At 67.1% G+C, this 17,337-nt stretch carries 19 protein-coding genes; 10 read left to right on the forward strand and 9 right to left on the reverse strand.

Annotated elements, in window-relative coordinates; all coding sequences use genetic code 11:
* The first annotated feature begins 26 nt into the window (after nt 1-26).
* Entirely contained in the window at nt 27-560 is a 534-nt protein-coding gene (locus IPK81_06760; GenBank protein QQS13900.1) for an EF-hand domain-containing protein, read from the forward strand.
* A 24-nt stretch (nt 561-584) separates the two neighbouring features.
* On the opposite strand, the gene IPK81_06765 is transcribed toward IPK81_06760, so the two are convergent.
* The 9 genes from IPK81_06765 to IPK81_06805 all read right to left on the reverse strand — a co-directional run bounded on the left by IPK81_06765 (nt 585) and on the right by IPK81_06805 (nt 9,914).
* On the reverse strand, nt 585-1,349 hold the full coding sequence (locus IPK81_06765; GenBank protein ID QQS13901.1) for an N-acyl homoserine lactonase family protein: 765 nt from the start codon (nt 1,347-1,349) through the stop codon (nt 585-587).
* 49 nt (nt 1,350-1,398) lie between these two features.
* A complete protein-coding gene (locus tag IPK81_06770; protein ID QQS13902.1) occupies nt 1,399-2,370 on the reverse strand; it encodes a zinc-binding dehydrogenase in 972 nt (323 codons plus the stop codon).
* Nucleotides 2,371-2,412: 42 nt separating this feature from the next.
* Complete coding sequence (locus tag IPK81_06775) at nt 2,413-3,954, reverse strand: AMP-binding protein (GenBank protein ID QQS13903.1); 1,542 nt, start codon at nt 3,952-3,954, stop codon at nt 2,413-2,415.
* Between the two features lie 78 nt (nt 3,955-4,032).
* Nucleotides 4,033-4,392, reverse strand: a complete 360-nt coding sequence (locus tag IPK81_06780; GenBank protein QQS13904.1) for a VOC family protein — start codon at nt 4,390-4,392, stop codon at nt 4,033-4,035.
* Nucleotides 4,393-4,498: 106 nt separating this feature from the next.
* Nucleotides 4,499-5,518 (reverse strand): ATP-binding cassette domain-containing protein, encoded by a 1,020-nt coding sequence (locus tag IPK81_06785; protein ID QQS14984.1) that lies wholly within the window; start codon nt 5,516-5,518, stop codon nt 4,499-4,501.
* 1 nt (nt 5,519) lies between these two features.
* A complete protein-coding gene (locus IPK81_06790; GenBank protein QQS13905.1) occupies nt 5,520-6,497 on the reverse strand; it encodes an ABC transporter ATP-binding protein in 978 nt (325 codons plus the stop codon).
* Nucleotides 6,494-7,315: an ABC transporter permease gene (locus IPK81_06795; protein ID QQS14985.1), complete on the reverse strand. Its 822-nt coding sequence runs from the start codon at nt 7,313-7,315 to the stop codon at nt 6,494-6,496. The genes IPK81_06790 and IPK81_06795 overlap by 4 nt, the downstream gene beginning before the upstream one ends.
* A gap of 10 nt (nt 7,316-7,325) precedes the next feature.
* A complete protein-coding gene (locus IPK81_06800; GenBank protein QQS13906.1) occupies nt 7,326-8,261 on the reverse strand; it encodes an ABC transporter permease in 936 nt (311 codons plus the stop codon).
* Between the two features lie 69 nt (nt 8,262-8,330).
* Entirely contained in the window at nt 8,331-9,914 is a 1,584-nt protein-coding gene (locus tag IPK81_06805; GenBank protein QQS13907.1) for an ABC transporter substrate-binding protein, read from the reverse strand.
* 389 nt (nt 9,915-10,303) lie between these two features.
* Here IPK81_06805 and IPK81_06810 point away from each other — a divergent pair, with 389 nt between their 5' ends.
* The 9 genes from IPK81_06810 to IPK81_06850 are packed head-to-tail and all read left to right on the forward strand — an operon-like array spanning nt 10,304 to nt 17,310.
* Nucleotides 10,304-11,725, forward strand: coding sequence for a tyrosine-type recombinase/integrase (locus IPK81_06810; protein ID QQS13908.1), 1,422 nt, complete (start codon nt 10,304-10,306; stop codon nt 11,723-11,725).
* Nucleotides 11,718-12,020: a helix-turn-helix domain-containing protein gene (locus IPK81_06815; GenBank protein QQS13909.1), complete on the forward strand. Its 303-nt coding sequence runs from the start codon at nt 11,718-11,720 to the stop codon at nt 12,018-12,020. The genes IPK81_06810 and IPK81_06815 overlap by 8 nt, the downstream gene beginning before the upstream one ends.
* Nucleotides 12,021-12,038: 18 nt before the next feature.
* Entirely contained in the window at nt 12,039-12,404 is a 366-nt protein-coding gene (locus IPK81_06820) for a type II toxin-antitoxin system RelE/ParE family toxin (GenBank protein ID QQS13910.1), read from the forward strand.
* Between the two features lies 1 nt (nt 12,405).
* Entirely contained in the window at nt 12,406-12,774 is a 369-nt protein-coding gene (locus IPK81_06825; GenBank protein QQS13911.1) for an XRE family transcriptional regulator, read from the forward strand.
* Nucleotides 12,767-13,678, forward strand: coding sequence for a hypothetical protein (locus tag IPK81_06830; GenBank protein QQS13912.1), 912 nt, complete (start codon nt 12,767-12,769; stop codon nt 13,676-13,678). Before IPK81_06825 ends, IPK81_06830 begins: the two co-directional genes overlap by 8 nt.
* Nucleotides 13,675-13,920 (forward strand): hypothetical protein, encoded by a 246-nt coding sequence (locus tag IPK81_06835; GenBank protein QQS13913.1) that lies wholly within the window; start codon nt 13,675-13,677, stop codon nt 13,918-13,920. Before IPK81_06830 ends, IPK81_06835 begins: the two co-directional genes overlap by 4 nt.
* On the forward strand, nt 13,917-15,680 hold the full coding sequence (locus IPK81_06840) for a DUF2326 domain-containing protein (protein ID QQS13914.1): 1,764 nt from the start codon (nt 13,917-13,919) through the stop codon (nt 15,678-15,680). The genes IPK81_06835 and IPK81_06840 overlap by 4 nt, the downstream gene beginning before the upstream one ends.
* An 8-nt stretch (nt 15,681-15,688) precedes the next feature.
* Entirely contained in the window at nt 15,689-16,504 is an 816-nt protein-coding gene (locus IPK81_06845) for a hypothetical protein (GenBank protein ID QQS13915.1), read from the forward strand.
* Nucleotides 16,505-16,512: 8 nt separating this feature from the next.
* Nucleotides 16,513-17,310 (forward strand): TIGR02391 family protein, encoded by a 798-nt coding sequence (locus tag IPK81_06850; GenBank protein ID QQS13916.1) that lies wholly within the window; start codon nt 16,513-16,515, stop codon nt 17,308-17,310.
* Nucleotides 17,311-17,337: the final 27 nt, after the last annotated feature.

Genomic DNA, 17,337 nt, shown 5'->3' on the forward strand with positions numbered 1-17,337 from the left:
CCGGCGGCCCCGCAAGGAGACCCGAGATGAGATCGACCCGCGCCATCGCCGCCGCCCTGCTCGCCACCGCCGCCTTCACGGCGCTGCCGGTCCTGGCGCAGCAGCCGACGACCACACCGGCCAAGGCCGAGCGCGGCCGCGCCCAGTTCGACCGGATCGACACCAACAAGGACGGCTTCATCGACCGCCAGGAGGCGCGCGCCGCCCGCGAGACGATGTTCGACCGCCTCGACGCCAACAAGGACGGCCGCATCACCCGCGAGGAGATCGCCGCCGGCCGTCGCCAGGGTCCGAAGGGGCAGTCCGGCGGCATCAACGCGCAGCCGACCGACGCGCAGCGTCCGGCCGGCGCCGCGCAGGCACGCGCCGCCCGTCTCGACCGGATGTTCCAGAAGCTCGACGCCGACAAGGATGGCGGCATCAGCCGCGCGGAGTGGAACGTCACGGTCGACGCGCGTTTCGACCGCTGCGACGTGAACAAGGACGACAAGCTGGCGCCGGGCGAGTGCCGCCAGGCCCAGGCCGGCCGCGGCGGCCGCCCGGCGGCGCCGAAGCAGTAGACGAGCGGCGGCGCCGGCCGCGTCTCAGAACGCGACCGGCGTCGGCGCCTGGGGCACGGATTTCCAGAACTCGGCGTCGTGGCCGAAGAAGATGCGGGCACCGCCCGCCTCCAGCGCCGCGAGCCGGTCGAGCGAGGCGAGCATCGCCTCGCGGTCGTGCACGAAGCGCGGTAGAAGGCGCTCGCGCAGGGTGCGGCAGAAATAGCAGGAGTCGCCGGCCAGCACGACGTCGCCGCCGTCCAGCCGCACCCGCAGCGACTGGTGCCCCGGCGTGTGGCCGTGGGTCGGCAGGCAGACCACGCTGCCGTCGCCGAACAGATCGTGCTCGCCGTCGGCCTTCACGACGGGATGGCCGAGATCGTAGTCGCGCCGGTCGAAACCGCTGGCGGCGGCGCGGTCGGGATCCATCCCCGCCTCCCACTCCCGCTTCTGGATCACCAGCGTGGCGTTCGGCACCAGGGCGTTGCCGCCGGCGTGGTCGAAATGCAGATGCGAGTTGACGACGTAGTCGACGCGCCCGGCGTCGCGGTCGATCGCCGCCAGCCGCGACGCCACGTCGTCCTCCGCCCCGTAGTGGAACTGGAACAGCCGCGCCGCCCGGCCGATGCGCGCCGCGGCGTCGACGCGGCAGTCCGGATGCATGCCGGTGTCGAACAACGCCAGCCCCTTCGGATGCTCGATCAGGTAGCTGGGGATCGGCAGGCGGCACTCGCCCTCGCCGCCCTCGATCATGTCCTTCATGCGGCCCGTGAGCCAGCCGCAGGTCATGGCGTAGAGCCTCACCGTCATCGACGATCTCCCTCGCGGTCCCGGCCCCCGACGCGGCGGCCGCGCGCCGTCACATCGTCAGCACGATCTTCCCGAAGTGCTCGTTGGCGCGCATCGCGTCGAGCGCCGCCACCACCTTCTCCAGCGGATAGGCGCGGTCGATCGGCAGCGACAGCCTGCCGGCCTCGACCGCCGGCCACAGATCGGCGCGCATCAGGCGGTTGATCTCGGCCACCTCCTCCGTCGAACGCGTGCGGAAGGTGACGCCGATGTAGTCGATGCGCTTGAGCGCGTGCAGGTCGAAGTTGAAGGTGCCGGTCATGCCGCCGAGCCGGCCGACGTTGACGATGCGGCCGAGGATGGCGCAGGCCTTCATGTTGCCGTCCATCACGCCGCCCGACACCTGGTCGACGATCAGGTTCACGCCCTTGCCGCCGGTCGCCTCGACGACCTGGTCCGGCCAGGCCACGTCCTTCGAATCCAGCGCCAGATCGCAGCCGTACTCCGCCAGCCGCGCGCGCCGCGCCGCGTTGGTCGAGGTGCCCATCACCTTGGACGCGCCCATGACCTTGGCGATCTGCATCGCCATCAGCCCGACGCCCGAGCTGGCGCCCTGGATCATCACCGTCTCCCCCTCGCGCAGCCGGCCGGCGGTGACGACGGCGTTGTGCATGGTCTGCAGCGCCACCGGATAGCAGGCGGCCTGCTCCCACGTCATGTTGTTGGCCGGCACCTTGTGGACGCGTCCGATGTCGGTGACGGCGTACTCGGCGTAGCCGCCCGGCGCCGAGCCCATGACCCGGTCTCCGGCCTTTATGCCGGTCACGGCCGATCCGACCGCCTCGACCTCGCCGGCGCATTCCAGCCCCAGCCGCGCGCCGACGCCGCCGATCGAGCCGTGCCGCGTGCCGGCGGCGATCGCGAGGTCGGCGCGGTTCAGGCTCGCGGCGCGCACCCGGATCAGCACCTCGTTCGGTTTCGGCGTGGGTTTGGGCACGTCCTGAATCTCGACGCCCTTCTCTCCAACGACGGCGGCTTTCATGGCGATCTCTCCCGGAAACGGACGCGCGGCGGAATCGCCGCTTCACACGATGTTGCTGCCGCGGCCCTGCCAATAGCGGTCGCGCAGGACGCGCTTGTAGAGCTTGCCGGTGGGGTGCCGCGGCAGTTCGGCGTCGAAATCGACGCTGCGCGGGCTCTTCACGGCCGACAGATGCTCGCGGCAGTAGGCGATCAGCTCCTCGGCCAGCGCCGGGCCGGCCTCGGCCATGTCGCGCGGCTGCACCACGGCCTTCACTTCCTCGCCGAAATCCTCGTTGGGCACCCCGAACACCGCGACGTCGACCACCTTGGGGTGGTTGATCAGCACGTTCTCGGCCTCTTGCGGGTAGATGTTCACGCCGCCGGAGATGATCATGAAGGCCTTGCGGTCGGTGAGGTAGAGGTAGCCCTCGGAATCGACGTAGCCGACGTCGCCCAGCGTGGTCCAGCCCTTGGGGTGGCGCGACTCCGCCGTCTTCTTCGGATCGTTGTGGTACGCGAACGGACGGCCCTCGGCGAAGTAGACGGTGCCGGATTCGCCGGTCGGCACCTCCTCGCCGTCCTCGCCGCAGATCTTGAGCTTGCCGATCATCGCCCTGCCGACGCTGCCCTTGTGCGCCAGCCACTCCTGCGAATTGATCATCGTGATGCCGTTGCCCTCGGTGCCGCCGTAGTACTCGAACAGGATCGGGCCCCACCACGCGATCATCTTCTCCTTCACCGGCACCGGGCATGGCGCCGCGGCGTGGATGGCGCAGCGCAGGCTCGAGACGTCGTACTTCGCGCGCACCTCGTCGGGCAGCTTGAGCATGCGGACGAACATCGTCGGCACGAGCTGGGAATGCGTCGCGCGGTGCTTCTGGAGCAGGCGCAGATACTCCTCGGCGTCGAAATGCTCCATCAGAACGCAGGTGCCGCCTAGCCGCATGACCGTCATGTTGAAGCGCAGCGGGGCCGCGTGGTAGAGCGGCGCCGGCGAGAGATAGATCGAGTCCGCGTCGATGCCGTAGAGCCGCCGCGTCAGGTCGAGCAGCGGATTGAGCGCGTCGATCGGCTCGCCGCTCAGCGGCGCCAGCACGCCCTTCGGCCGGCCGGTGGTTCCCGACGAGTAGAGCATGTCGTTGCCGGCGGTCTCGTCGGCGAGCCGCTCGGCCGGATACCGCGCCACGACGGTCTCGAAGGACTCGAAGCCGGGGATCGTCCCGTCGATCATCAGCCGCAGCCCGACGCCCGTGATCCCCGGCGCGATCTCGGCCGCCGTACCGGCCAGATATTTCGACGTGATGAACAGCTTGGCGCCGCAGTCGCCCACGATGTAGGCGGCCTCGGCCGCCGTCAGCCGCGAGCTGATCGCGGTGTAGATCAGGCCGGCGCGCTGCGCCGCCCAGCAGATCTCGAAGAACCGGGCGTGGTTCTCCAGCATCAGCGCGAGGTGGTCGCCGACCTTCAAGCCGTTGGCGCGGAACATCCGGGCGATCCGGTTGGACCGCTCTTCGAGCTGCCCGTAGGTCACGGTCTCGCCGCTGCCCGCCATCACGTAGGCGATCTTCTCGGGATTGCTGGCGGCGTGGATATGCGGATGCACGAACTTCTCCGGCGGGACGCGGAAACGACGATGCGCATCCAACCGGCCGCGTCGCTCCGGGTCAAGCGCGAGCGGAGGTCAGCACGCCCCCCGCGGCGCGCAGCCGAAGCGCAGCAGGTTGCCGTGGGGGTCGTGGATGTGGAACTCCTTCATATCCCACGGCCGGACCTCGAAGGACGGCAGCCGCGGCACGCCGCGGGGGCGGCACTCCTCGTGGAGCGCCGCCACCTGGCCGCCACGGCTGTCGCAGGACGTGTTGTCGGGATGGATCCGGTCCTCCGCGGGCCGGAAATGGATCTCAATGTCGTCGCGCCTCACCAACAGGCAGTCGCCGTGGCGGTCCGCCGAGAACCCGGGCTGGCCGGCGTAGAGGGCCAGCGACTCGTCGATGTCGAGCGAGGCCCGCACCGGGATCGTCCGCGCCGGCTCGAGGGCCATCGCTCGTCACTTCCGTCGAATGGCATCGGCGCGCCACTTAACTGGAATGCGACCGGATCGCAAAGCCGAATGCCACTCCGGCGGGATCCGGCGATGGACGGCGTCCTCAGGCCGGCGCGGGGACGCCCCGCGCGAAGAAGCAGGCGGCGAGATGCCCGTCGCCGAGATCGTCGAGCGCCGGCGCGGCTTCGACGCAGCGGTCGCGCTTCAGCGGGCAGCGCGGATGGAAATGGCATCCCGCCGGCGGATCGAGCGCGCTGGCGATCTCGCCGCGCGCCTTCTCGAACGCGGCGGTCGAGGTCTTGAACGGATCGGGGATCGCCGCGATCAGCGCGCGCGTGTAGGGATGGCGCGGATCCTCGAAAATGCGGCGCCAGCCGCCGGTCTCGACGATGCGGCCGAGATACATGACGGCGACCCGGTCGCTCATGTGCTCGACCACGCCGAGGTCGTGGCTGATCATGATGTAGGCGAGGCCCAGCTCGTCCTTCAGCTCGAGCAGCAGGTTGATGATCTGGGCGCGGATCGAGACGTCGAGCGCCGACACCGGCTCGTCGCAGATGACCAGGCGCGGGCGCAGGATCAGCGCCCGCGCGATGCCGATGCGCTGGCGCTGGCCGCCGGAGAACTCGTGCGGATAGCGGTCGGCGTGCTCCGGCCGCAGCCCGACCTTGGCCATCATGTCGGCGACGCGGTGGTCGACCTCGGCGCGGTCGCGCACGCCGTGCAGGCGCAGTGGATCGGCGAGCGTGCGGCGCACGGTCTGGCGCGGATTGAGCGACGCGTAGGGGTCCTGGAACACCATCTGCACGGTGCGCGCCGTGGCCATCCGGTCGAGCGCGCCGTCGGCGCCGAGCGCCCGGCCGTCGAGCAGGACGCGGCCGGAGGTCGGCGCCACCAGCCCCATGACGGCGAGCGCCAAGGTCGATTTTCCGCAGCCCGACTCGCCCACCAGGCCAAGGCACTCGCCGGGCTTCACCTCGAGATCGACGCCGTCGACCGCCTTCAGCAGGCGCTTGCGGCCCGCGAACCCGCCGCCGACGGCGTAGTGGACGGCGAGGCGGTCCAGCCGCAGCAACGGGCCGTCGCCGGCGGGCGGCGGCGATGGCGCGGTGGCGGCGGCCATGTCAGCCATGGTGGTGGCAGCGCACGAGATCGTCGCCGCCCAGCGGCGTCGGCGGCGGATCCTCGACCCGGCAGATGTCGGTGGCGACCGCGCAGCGCGGATTGAAGCGGCAACCGTCCGGATAGGACGCGATCGACGGCACGACGCCGGCGATCTCGGTCAGGCGCCGCCGGCCGTGGGCGGCACGACCACCGAGCAGCGGCAGCGACGCGACCAGTCCGCGCGTGTAGGGATGGCGCGGCCGCTGGAAGATCTCGTCGGCGGGACGCGCCTCGACGATCCGGCCGGCATACATCACCGCCACGCGCCGGCACATGTTGGCGACCAGGCCGAGATCGTGGCTGATCATCAGGATCGCTGTGCCCTTGGCGGCGCACAGCTCGCGCATCAGGTCGACGATCTCCGCCTGCACGGTCACGTCGAGCGCCGTGGTCGGCTCGTCGGCGATCAGCAGATCGGGCCCGCAAGCCAGCGCGATGGCGATCATGACGCGCTGGCGCATGCCGCCGGAGAGCTGGTGCGGATAGTCCCTCACGCGGCGCTCCGGCGACGGCACGCGCACCTGGCGCAGCGCCTCGACGGCGCGCGCCTCGGCCTCGCGCCAGCCCGCCCCCTCGTGCAGCACGAACATCTCGGCGATCTGGCGGCCGACCGGCGACAGCGGGTTGAGCGCCGTCATCGGCTCCTGGAAGATCATCGCGACGCGCTTGCCGCGCAGGCGCCGCATCTCCGCGGCCGGCAGGTCCTGGATCTCGACACCGTCGAGCGCGATGCGGCCGCCGGCCAGCGACAGCGGCGCGCGCAGCAGACCCATCACCGCCAGCGCCGTGATGCTCTTGCCGCAGCCCGATTCGCCCACCAGGCCGAACGCCTCGCCGCGGCCGATCGAGAACGACACGCCCTCGACCGCGTCGTGGCGCGTGCCGCCGGCGTCGAGGGCGATGCGCAGGCCGGAGATCTCGAGCAGCGGCGCGGTCATGCGCGGCGCGCCACGGACTGGGGATCGAGGATGTCGCGCAGCCCGTCGCCCAGCAGGTTGAGGCCGAGCACGGTGAAGAAGATGGCGAGGCCGGGGAACACCGACAGCCACGGCGCCGTGGTGATCTGCTCGCGCGCCTCCGACAGCATGCTGCCCCAGCTCGGGAAGGGCGGGCGGATGCCGAGGCCAAGGAAGGACAGTGCCGCTTCGGCGAGGATCGCGCCGCCCATGCCCAGGGTGGCGATGACGATCAGCGGGCCGAGCATGTTGGGCAGCAGCTGCGTGAACATGATGCGCAGGTCGCCGTAGCCGAGGATGCGGGCGGCCTGCACGTAGCCCTGCGACTTCAACGACAGGACCTGCGCGCGCGCGATGCGGCAGGAATACGACCAGTTGGTGAGGCCCAGCGCGATCAGCAGGCTGGTGAGGCCGGGACCGAGGATCGCCATGATGGCGAGCGCGAAGATCAGCGAGGGGATCGCCAGCATCAGGTTGGTGACGCCGCTGACGACGTCGTCCCAGACGCCGCCCCAGTAGCCGGCGGTCAGCCCGAGCGCGACGCCGATGACGCTGTTGGCGATCTGCGACACCACGCCGACCGTCAGCGAGATGCGCGCGCCGTGCACGATGCGCGAATAGATGTCGCGGCCCTGCGCGTCGGTGCCGAACGGGAACTCCCGCCCCGGCGGGATCTCGGCGTTCATCAGGTTGGCGTCGAGCACCGGATCGGTCAGCGCGATCCACGGCGCCAGCACGGCGACCGCGATGGCGAGCCCGACCAGCCCGCCGCCGACCTTGAGGTTGGCCCCCAGCCTCACCGCCATGGCGTCACCCGTAACGGATGCGCGGGTCGATCGCGACGTAGGCGAGGTCGACCAGCGTGTTGATGGCGAGGAAGAACACAACGATCAGCAGGATGCACCCCTGCACGGCGGGGATGTCGCGCTGGAAGACGGAATCGACCAGCAGCGAGCCGAGGCCGGGCCAGGAGAAGAGCTTCTCGACGACCACCGCCTGGCCCATCAGCGAGCCGAACTGCAGGCCGATCGTGGTCAGCACCAGGACCAGCGCGTTGCGCATGACGTGCCACTCCACCACGCGCGCCTCGCTCATGCCCTTGCTGCGCGCGGTGCGCACGAAGTCGGCGTTGAGCACGTCGAGCACGGCGGCGCGGGTCGTGCGCGCCAGCAGCGCCATCGGGCTGACCCCCAGCGCGAGCGCCGGCAGCGTCAGGTGGGCGAGGCCGCCCTCGCCGTAGCCAAAGCTCGGCAGCAGCTTGAGCTGCAGGGCGAACAGGTACATCAACATCAGTCCGAGCCAGAACTTCGGCAGCGACAGGCCGGAGATCGCCACCACCATCGAGGCGGTGTCGAGCGCGCTGCCGGGCTTGAGCGCGGCGACGAAGCCCAGCGGCACCCCGACCACGATGGCGAACAGCATGGAGGCGAGGACCAGCTTGAGCGATGGCCACAGGCGCGCGCCGATCAGCTTGGTCACCGGTTCGCGGGTGCGGAACGAGTTGCCGAAATCGCCGACCACGGTGCGTCCGACGTATTTGACGAACCGTTCGACCAGCGGGTCGTCGAGCCCCATCTCCTTGCGCATGCGCTCCATCACGGCGGGGTCGACCATGCCGCGGCCGTCCTCGTTCATGCCGGAGATGAAGCTGCCGGGCAGGACGCTGAACAGCAGGAAGACCAGCGCGACGACCGCCACGAGGGTCGGCACGACGTTGAGCAGGCGCCTGACGAGGACAGCGAGCATCGTGGATCCGTCACGCAGCGGACGGCGGGGACGCCGCCGTCCGCGCGTGGACCGTTCGACCGCTTCCGGTCACTTCGCCGGCGACTTCTCGTCGACCCAGATGTCCTCGACATACTGGTGGGTGATCTCGGTCGGGTTGGCCTGCAGGCCGTGGATCCACGGCTGGTAGGCGAGCACGGCCTTGTTGTAGTTGAAGAACCACACCGGCGCCTCCTCGTGGATCAGCGCGTTGGCCTGGCGCAGCAGGTCGTTGCGCTTGGCCTGGTCGGCGGTCTTGCCGGCGTCGTCGAGCAGCTTGTCGAAGGCCGGGTTGTTGAAGCCGGTGTAGTTGCAGGCCGTGCGCGGCGTCTTGGAGTAGTAGCAGCGCAGCGTGGCGAGCGAGTCCGGCCCGGTCAGGTTCGAGCCGATATAGGCCTGGTGGTCGCCCTTCTGCGCGATCTCGGTCAGCACCGTGACCTCGACCAGCTTGGGCTTCACCTTGATGCCGACGCGCGCCAACATCGGGATGATGGCCTCGACGATCGGCAGGCCCCAGCTCTCGTTCGGGCTGGTGGTCAGCTCGAACTCGAAGCCGTTGGGATAGCCCGCCTCGGCCAGCAGCTTCTTGGCCTTCTCAGGGTCGAAGGCGTAGGGCTTCATCGCCTTGTCGTAGGCCGGCGACGACAGCGGCAGCCAGCTCGTCGCGCGGTAGGCCTTGTCCTTGACCAGCCGCTTGATGATCAGGTCGGTGTCGATGGCGTGGTTGACCGCCTGGCGCACGCGCTTGTCGGAGAACGGCTTGTAGGCGTGGTTCAGGGTGAGCGCGCGGGTGAACATCTCCGCGACCTCGAGGATGCCGCCCTTCAGCGCCGGGTCCTCCCGGTAGGCGACGTACTGCGCCGGCCCGAGGATCGAGGTGTCGATCTCCTTGTTGCGGAAGGCGACGTCGCGCGCGGCGGCCTCGGCCATGATCTGCACCACGAGCCGGTCGGCGTAGGGCTTGCCCGGCTTGTAGAATTTCTCCCAGCGCTCGGCGACGACGCGGCTGCCGGGGATGTGCTCCTTGAACTTGAACGGGCCGAGGCCGACGGGATTGGCCGCGAAATTGCCCTTCTCGACCTCCTCCTTCGGCAGGATCGCCGTGGTGCCGGAGAAGAAGTAGTAGGCCGGGTCGACGATGTCCGTGACCGTCATCTCGAGCGTGAAGTCGTCGATCTTCCGCAGGCCGGAGATCTCCTTGGCCTGGCCCTTCTCGACGTCGACCGCGCCCTTGATGACGCGCACGTAGCGCGCGGCGGCGAAGCCCTTGGTGCCGTCCATGATGCGCGTGAACGACCAGATGACGTCGTCCGCCGTCATCTTGCGGCCGTTGTGGAAGAAGGCGTCGTCGCGCAGCTTGAAGGTGTGCGTCAGCCCGTCGGCCGACGCCGTGACCGAGAGCGCCAGCTCGGGCACCAGCTTGCCGCCGGCCGAATCCCAGTTGAACAGCGTGCGGTGGATCGCCTTGCCGACGATGTCGTCCTGCGCGCGCGGCGTGGCGTGCGGGTCGAGGCTGCCGAAGCTGGCGGCGTAGGGCGCCGTCATGCGGATCGTGCCGCCCTTGCGCGGCGTCTGCGCGTCGGCGACGCCCGCGAAGAGCGTCAGCACCGCGGCTACAATGGCGAACTTCCTCATCGCGATCCCCCCAGATCCCGCGCGGCGCGGACGGTCGCGCCGGCGTTGTCCGGCGCCATATGACCACCGCGCGCGCCGGCAACGCAAGCTTCACGCGCCGACGGCCGGCGGAAGCGCCGGCGGCGGGCCGGAACCGCGCGTCAGAGGGGATGGTCGTGGTGCCCGCGGCCCGACTCGAACGGGCACGCCGTTTCCGGCGGATGATTTTGAGAGACCGGATATGCCCTATCCTTTGTGTATCCGGCAGTATCCGTTTTCCCGATAACCGATTGTCAGCACTAGCTTTTTTCGGTTCTCAGAACACACATACCTAGCCGGACGTACGCTACGGTTGGCTTTCTAGGTGCACCTATGTTGCACCTGAAATCCAACCTCAACGGAGGTTAGGAATGCCCAAAATCAAACTCACTAAGACTGCTGTCGACGCCGCAACCGCCCAGGAGCGCGATTACGAACTCCGCGATACGACGATACCGGGGTTCCTTGTCAAGGTCACCCCGACCGGCCGCAAGATATTCATGGTCGCCTATGTCGCCCATAACGGACAGCGCCGAAAGCCCGCTATCGGCCGCTACGGTGAGATCACCGTCGAGCAAGCTCGGGGCATCGCTCAGGACTGGTTGGCCGAAGTCCGCCGCGGCATCGATCCCAGCGCCGAGCGAGCCACCGCCCGGCAGGCGCCTACGGTCAAAGAACTCTTTGACCGGTTCATCACCGACTACTCGGAGAGCCGCAACAAGCCATCCACGGTCGAGTCGAACCGCGGTTACGGCAGGCGCTACATCATCCCGGTGCTCGGCCAATTGAAGGTGCCCGACGTCGCCCGCGCCGACATCTCAAACCTAATGAAGAAGATGTCGAAGAAGCCGACGAACGCGAACCGCGTCCTCGCCGCCGTGCGGAAGATGTTCAACATGGCCGAGGTCTGGGGCATGCGCCCCGACGGGTCGAACCCGTGCCGCCACGTCCCGAAGTACCCGGAACGGGGAAAGACACGGCTCATCACCGACAGCGAAATGAAGAAGCTCTTCGCCTACCTCGCGCGCGCCGAGGCGGAGGGGCTTGAGCATCCCTTCATCATTCTGGCGATCCGTCTCCAGTTCGAATTCGCCGCGCGCATGTCGGAGATCCTCCAGCTCGAATGGTCCTGGATCGATTACGACAACCGGCGGGTGGTCTGGCCTGACAGCAAGACCGGCGGCATGTCCAAGCCCATGAGCGCAGAAGCGCAGCGGCTCTTCGAGACTGCGCCGCTCCTGGAGGAATCGCCCTTCGTCTGCCCGTCCGTCTTCGATCCCAACCTGCCAATGTCGAAGCACACCTATTACCAGGGCTGGCGGCGCATTCTTGAGCGCGCCGGACTGCCGCATATCGGAACGCATGGCATCCGCCACCGCTCGGCGACCGACATCGCCAACTCCGGCGTGCCGGTGAAGGTCGGCATGGCGCTCACCGCGCACAAGACGGTGACCATGTTCATGAAGTACGTGCACACCGAGGACGATCCGGTGCGAGCTGCGGCGGAGGCGGTGAACCAGCGGCGACAGGCGTTGCTCGGTGGTCAGCCGGCGACCCTAGCTCCGATCTCCACGCCGGCGCCGGTTGTGGACGTGCCTTCGGTGGCGCCTGAAGTCGAGGCGATCGAGCCAGTGCTGACGGCAGCCGGCAAGCCCCTCGGCTACGAGGACGGCCAGTATGCCTCCCGCACCAAGCTCGGAAACTATCGACCGTTCCGTCACCGCTCTGGTGAAAACCGCGCCGTCCCTCCCGGCACCAAGCGCGACGAGAACAAGGAGGCGAGCCATGCGTAAGGACGCCAACCCGCAGCGTCGTTGGCCTACGCCGGACATCCTGCGTCGGGCCAGGTTCGTCGAGGACGCCGGACCGATCCGCTTCGTCGATACCGAGGCGGCCGCCCGCTACCTCGCCCTCGAAGCGCACACGCTGGAATGCTACCGCTCGCTAGGCGGCGGACCCGCTTTCCACAAGTTCGGGAAATGGGTCCGCTACGCGGTCGATGATCTCGACGCCTGGGCCGAAAGTTGCCGTCGCGTGACCACGGCGTCGCCGGCCGCACCGCGCACCCTTCCTATTGACCGAACATAGCTCATAGGCTATATCGATATGTGGGAAGTCAAACTACACAAAGCCTTCGAAGCGGAGTTTCAGGCCTTCGAGCCGACCGTTCAGGACGCCATGCTGGTGGTCGCCAAGGTGCTTGCCGATTTCGGTCCGCAGCTTGGCCGGCCGCATGTCGATACGCTGAAGGGATCGAAACACGCCAATATGAAGGAGTTGCGGTTCGAGGCAGCCGATGGCGAATGGCGGGCAGCCTTCGCCTTCGACCCTGAGAGAAACGCGATCGTGCTCGTGGCCGGCGACAAGTCGGGCGGAAGCCAGAAGCGCTTCTACAGAAGCCTGATCGCAAAGGCGGACTTACGGTTTTCCGACCATCTGGAAAGCCTGAAATCCGGAAAAAAGGAAAAGTGAGATGGCACGGAGCCTGAACGAAATCATTTCCGAGCTGCCGCCGGAGCGCCAGGCGGACATCGAGGCACGCTATCAGGACCTCAAGCAGGAAGTCGAAGGCCTTCGGGAGCTGCGCCAGATTACCGGCAAGGCACAGGCCGAGATCGCCACCGCGCTCAACATCAAGCAGCCCTCGGTCTCCAAGATCGAGAAGCAGGCCGATATGTATCTCTCGACACTCCGCAGCTATGTCGAGGCCGTCGGCGGCAAGCTGGAACTCATGGTGAAACTGCCGAAGCGGCCGGCCATGCGCATTCATCATCTCGGCGACGTCGCACCGGCGGTGCGTGCGCCAAAGCCAACCCGGGCAGCCAAACAGCGCCATGGATGAGCTGCAGCACTCCATCTATGTCGATCGCTTCCGACTGGCCTTCCACACCCAGCGCGGCACGGCGTTCCAAGACTGGTTCGTTCGGCTCGCGGGCTATGCTTTCGGCGCCGATTTCGAAGAAGTGCGTCCTTATGGTCCCTACGGCGATCTAAAATGCGACGGCCGCCGCGTCAGCACCAAGTCCGTCTTCCAGTGCTACGCCCCCGACGCGATGAAAGAAGCCGAACTGATCGCCAAGGTCGATGAGGACTTCCATGGCGCACGCGGTCATTGGAATGCCGATATGGCCGAGTGGGTCTTCGTCCATAATGATGGCCGAGGCCTCCCGCCCAACGCAGTCCAGCATATCGATAGCCTGCGGCAGGCGCATGCGCCGCTTACCATCCAGACCTGGTCAGAGCCGGAGCTCCTGAAGCTCGCGATGGGCCTCGAACTGGCCGCCCTGCAGGCGCTGTTCGGCCCGGCGGCTTCGATCGCCATTGTCGATCGCCTTGTGATGGCCGACCTCGTGCCGATCATTGAAGCGCTGCAGCGTCAGGACCCGAACGCCGGCGATCCGCCGCTCACCCCGCCGTCGTTGGAGAAGCTGGAAAAGAACGCGCTCTCGGAAGAATCCGGGCTCCTGCTGCGGATCGGCCGGCGCAAGTCGAGCCTCGTCGATACCTTCTTTCGCAAGAGCCCTCGGCCGGATCTCGGCGAGCGTATCGCCGAGGCGTTCCGCATGCGCTACGCCGAGTTGAAAGCCTTAGATCTTCCGGCCGATACGATCTTCAAGCACCTGCAGGACTATGCCGGGATGAATGGGGAACCCAAGCGCCAGGGCGCCGCGCTGGCCGTGCTCGCCTATTTCTTCGATAGTTGCGACATCTTCGAGGATCCTCTCGTCTCCGTGGAGGCGTCATGATCCTGCCAACAAAGCATGTCCGTCCGGACCGCGCGCTCATCGGCGTCGGCGCCGAGGTCCTGGAAATCCTGAAGCGACCGATGACCATGTCCCGCCTGTGGGACGAGGTGCGCGGCCGCCGCTCGCAACATGCTCCCAATGCGCCGATCGACTATCAATGGTTCATTCTCGCACTGGACCTGCTCTACACGATCGGGGCGCTCGACTTCGAGCGCGGCCTCGTGCGGAGGGTCGCGTCATGATCCGCCGTTTCGGCAGCGACCTGGCTTCCTTCAAGACTCTGGCTTTCAAGCCGGGCCTCAACATCCTGCTGGCCGACAAGAGCGAGGGCGCCAACGACCGCCAGTCTCGCAACGGCGCCGGCAAAACCAGCTTCGTGGAGCTGGTGCATTTCCTGTTCGGCGCCGACGTCCGTAAGGAGAGCATCTTCCGGTCCGAGGTTCTCACCGAATGGACCTTCGATGTGTCGGTAGACGTCGCCGGCGACGCGATCTCCGCGGCCCGCAGCGGCGCCAAGCCGAGCCGGCTCACGATCAACGGCGCCGTCGAGAACTGGCCGATCGCACCCCAGTTCGACCTGGCGGCCGGACATTTCGAGCTATCGAACGAACAGTGGAAGGCCAATCTCGGCAAGCTCTGGTTCGGTCTGCCGCTCTCGGCCGGTGACGAAAGCGAACGCTTCCAGCCGTCCTTCCGGTCCTTGTTCTCCTATTTCGCGCGCCGCCAGCTCAGCGGCGGATTCCAGCAGCCGATGCAGCATTCCACGATGCAACAGGCATGGGACCAGCAGGTCTCGATCTGTTATCTGCTCGGCCTTGACTGGACCATTCCGGGCAAATTCCAGGAGCTGCGCGGGCAGGAGAAGGTCGCCCAGGAATTGCGCAAGGCCGCCAAGAGCGGCGACCTCGGCCGCTATTTCGGCAAGGCCGCCGATCTGCGCACACGCCTCACCATCGCCGAAGCCCGCGCCATCAGACTGCGCGAACAGTTGGCCTCCTTTCAGGTCGTGCCGGAATACAAGGAGCTTGAACGCGAGGCCAACCTCATCACCCGCGAGATTGACGCGCACAATGTCGACAACGTCATGGACGGTGACTTGCTTCAACAACTTCGCGCCTCACTCGGTGAAGAAGGTGCCCCCGATCTCGGCGATGTCACCAAGCTCTACGCGGAAGCCGGCGTCGTCTTGCCGGACATGGTCCGGCGGCGTTTCGACGAGGTGGAACGGTTTCATCGCTCGATCATCGAGAACCGCCGCGCCCACCTGAATGCCGAGATCACTTCCGCCGAAGCGCGTATCGCCGAACGCGACCAGCGCACCGCCGAGCGCGATCGCCGGCGTCGTCAGATCATGAATGTGCTGAGTTCCGGCGGCGCGCTGGAGCATTACACGAACCTGCGCGAGGAGGCCGGCCGCGCCGAGGCCGAGGTAGAGGGTTTGCGCCAGCGCCTCGAAACCGCCGAGCGTATCGAGAGCACCAAAGCCGAACTGGACATTAAACGGGCCAATCTGACCAAGGCGCTTCGGGACGACCTGCACGAGCGTAACGACATCCTGCGCGAGGCGATCCTGACGTTCGAGTCCTTGTCGGAATCCCTCTACGAGAAGGCCGGAAGCCTCACCATCGCCGAGACAGGCGGCGGCCCGCAGTTCGACGTCCATATCGATGGGCAGCGGAGCAAGGGCATCACCAACATGCAGATCTTCTGCTTCGATCTGATGCTCACCGAGATCAGCCTGAAGCAGGGCCGCGGGCCCGGCTTCCTTCTGCACGACAGCCACCTGTTCGACGGCGTCGACGAGCGTCAGGTCGCCAAAGCCCTGCAGCTTGGCGCCGAGCGCGCCGAGGCCGCCGGTTTCCAGTACATCGTGACGATGAATTCCGACGTTCTTCCCCAGGAGGGGTTCAAACCCGGCTTCAGGGTCAGGGACCACGTCCTGGAGACCAAACTCACCGACGCGACCGACACCGGCGGTTTGTTCGGTCTTCGTTTTAATTAGGAGCGCCGATGCGATCTGCGCCCTTCACCCGTCCTACCCTTGTCGCGGCCGTCGAATTGCTGGAGCAACACAGCCAGGCGCGGTTCAACCAGATGGTCCTGCGCCTCGGCCTGGAGGACGAGATTTCCTCCGGCACCTCCCTCAGCGTCGCCAACAAGTGTGTCTTTCTCGGCCGGATCGTCGTGCAACGGGCCGAGGCCGTGCTCGACACGCTCGAAGGCAGCATGACCCTGGGCGAGGCGGTGATCCGGCAAGCCGCGCAGCTAGCGCAGCAAGACCCTACGCATGCTCTGCAAACGGCCTTCGCACGGGGCCTTGCGCGTGACGGATACGTTTTGACGTGGGACGACTATGGGCGAAACGCGTCCATCCGCGCGGCATTACCGGGCGAAATCCAGCTCCCCCAGACGGACGACGAGGTGCATCAGCTTCTCAAGTCCTTCGGCTTCGCAACCCCTCTTGGTCATCTCGACCAGGCTGTCGAAGCGCATACACGCGGCGATTGGGCCGCCTGTAACAGCCAGCTCCGGACTTTCCTGGAAAGCCTGTTCGACGACATCGCGCGCAACGTGCGACCGCAGGAAGCGGCCGGGCGGCCGAGTTCAGAAAACCGGCGCGCCTTGCTCGCAGAAATCGGCTTCCTTGCGATGGATCGCAACGAGTGGACTCAGGACGGGAAGAACTACGTCAACGGCCTCTTCAAGATGCTCCACACCGAGGGTTCGCACCCGGGCCTCTCGAATGAAGACCACAGCACCTTCCGCCTGCATGTCGTTCTCGTCACCGCCAGGACCTTCCTGCGGCGGCTCGCCTACGGTCAGTGAGGCCGGATATGGCGTTCTTCTCGCAGGACCAGTTGGAAGCCATCGCCGGCGCCTTGGGCGATACCGGCCAAGGCCTCACCGGGCCGGAGATCCAGCACCTTATCGCCTCCAGCAAGATGAACGATCCGGGCCCCGGGACGAAGCGTGTCCGTATCTACAATGCCTTCGTGGAGAGCCAAAACACCAAACAGAATCGCACGCACGTTCTGGAGTTCATTCGGCTGGCAATGAGGCCCGCGCGATATAGCCGTGATCCAGATCGGTACGAGCCGATGCGGGAGCTCCTCAATCAGGCCTTGGCATTCGCCGGCATGGTCGTGGATCAGGCCGGAAATCTCACATCAGCAGAAGCGGCCCAGACATTGCCGGAGGCTCAACGGCGCGCCCGTGACCTTCGAGCCGACCTCGAGGGTCGAGGCGTGCATCCGGACGTTCTGAAATTTTGCCGCGCCGAGCTGCTTGCTGACAACTACTTTCATGCCGTCCAAGAGGCGGTAAAGAGCGTGGCGGACAAAATGCGGACGCGCACGGGACTGACGGACGACGGGGCGTCTTTGGTCGATCGCGTGCTCGCCGGCGACCCGCCGCTCCTGGCCATCAATCCGCGGAGCACAGCCAGCGAGCGCAGCGAGCAAAGTGGTTTCGCTAACCTTGTGCGCGGGACATTCGGCATGTTTCGCAACCCGACGGCGCATGAAGCGCGCATCCACTGGTCAATGTCGAAGGAGGACGCGGAAGACCTTCTGACCATCGTCTCGCTGATCCATCGGCGGCTCGACAAGGCGCATATGCCGCCCAGAGTTTAGTGGCCTCCATCCCGGCCATCCGAAAAC

It is taken from the genome of Rhodospirillales bacterium (assembly GCA_016699855.1).
Lineage (GTDB): Bacteria > Pseudomonadota > Alphaproteobacteria > Reyranellales > Reyranellaceae.